General features: G+C 66.3%; 1 protein-coding gene and 1 pseudogene. Both read right to left on the bottom strand.

The window, feature by feature from the left end; translation table 11 throughout:
• Positions 1 to 243: pseudogene (locus SSA01S_RS18800) on the bottom strand (hypothetical protein); the annotation flags it as partial.
• Positions 244 to 257: 14 nt separating this feature from the next.
• Complete coding sequence (locus tag SSA01S_RS18805; RefSeq protein ID WP_007406293.1) at positions 258 to 1,493, bottom strand: molybdopterin-dependent oxidoreductase; 1,236 nt, start codon at positions 1,491 to 1,493, stop codon at positions 258 to 260.
• Between the last annotated feature and the right edge of the window lie 114 nt (positions 1,494 to 1,607).

Consider the following 1,607-nt stretch of genomic DNA (forward strand, 5'->3'; position numbering starts at 1 on the left):
ATTGGCATTGATGACGTCGGCGTGCGGACCGTCGGGGTAGGTCGCGTCGTCGGCCGGCAGGTCGACGCTGGTCGAGGCAAGCGAGAAGCCGCGCGCTGACACGCTGGCGGCCGGTGCCGGCTCAGACATCTCGGAGATCGGAACGGGCGCCTTGCGGCTGCTCGGCGCGCCGATCGAGACGAGGATGATGCCGGTCAGGCCGATCAGGCCAGCAGCCATCATGCCGGGAGACGGAGTCTTCATGATTTGCTCGCTCCTCAGGCCGCGATGATGGTGGTGGTTTCAATGTTGCCGCGCATGAACCCGCCGGGATTCCAGATCGGCTTCATCGGCTGAGCGACACCGTTGGTGTTCCAGCAGCGCACCATGATGGGGTTAGGCCCGCGTCTCAGCGGCACCCGCCCGTCCCAGCGCCGGAAGCTGTACCTGCCCTCGTCCGCTCCGAGCGTCGTCCTGTACCAGGTGCGGCCACCGTCCGACGACACATCGACCTTGGCGACGCCGCAATCGCCGCCCATTGCGATGCCGCCGACCGGGATCGACGCTTCATAGGCGATCGCCTGACCATCGGGCAGGCTGGTCATCCAGCTACGCGGGATCATGCGATTGATCGGTACGGTCGGGAAGTCCTTGGCACCGGGCGCGACATTCGCGCCGGGTGTCGCGGGGATCTTGTAGGCCTTGGCCATCCAATACTGGTCGTCAGGGCCGGGCAGTACCTCGATCGCGTTCAGCATCTTGACCCAATAGGTCGAGTACCAGCCCGGCACGATCAGCCGGCAGGGAAAGCCGTTGAGGAGCGGCAGTTGCTCGCCGTTCATGCCGAAGGCGATCATGACCTCGCCGTCGCGGGCATGGTCGATGTCGAGTGCCTTCTCGAAGTCAGGAGCGCCCGCCACGACCGGCTGATCGAGAGCGCCGAAGCGCACCTGCACCGCGCCTGCCTTGACCCCGGCGAGGTCGAGCACGTCGCGCAGGCGAACGCCGAGCCACTTGGCGTTGCCCATCGCGCCATTGCCCCATTGCGCGCCGGCGACGCGCGGCTGGAACAGCCCGCGGCTGTTGCCCGAGCACTGGTTCACCGCCGCCATCTCGACCCGTGGAAGGCGCAGCAGCTGAGCGAGGCTGATCGACAGCGGCCGATTGACGTGGCCGAAGACGTTGAGGCGGAAACTTTCGACGTCGATCGAGGTCGGTATGTCGGCCCAGTGCCAGCGGACGAAGAACTGGTCGTTGGGCGTGAACACCGACTTGTCGAAGACCTCCATCGGCGTCTCCAGCAAGGGTGGATGGACGCGCTGGAGGATCATGCTGCCCTTGCCGGGAAAGGCGCTGGTCATCGGCCGCTCGGCATTGCCGCCGGGCAGCTTCAGGTCGACGAGCTGCTGCGCCAGTGCCGGCGCGGCGGCAAGGCCGGCGGTGCCGAGCGCGGCATGGCTGAGGAAGCGGCGACGGCTGGTCTCACTCGCCAGCCCGGCGTCGAAATTGTCCATGACAAGGCTCTCCTGTGGCCAGTCACACTGGCGGATCGAAGGGGCATTCTGCAAGTGATCGGACCGACTGATCCGATCATCATGGCGGATCAGTTCGGGGTGGCGATGCAGGGA

Source organism: Sphingomonas sanguinis NBRC 13937, assembly GCF_001591005.1.
Taxonomy (GTDB): Bacteria; Pseudomonadota; Alphaproteobacteria; order Sphingomonadales; family Sphingomonadaceae; genus Sphingomonas; species Sphingomonas sanguinis.

Coding starts and splice junctions, on each gene's coding strand:
- SSA01S_RS18805 (WP_007406293.1), bottom strand. CDS start 1,493: ATGGACAATTTCGACGCCGGGCTGGCGAGTGAGACCAGCCGTCGCCGC.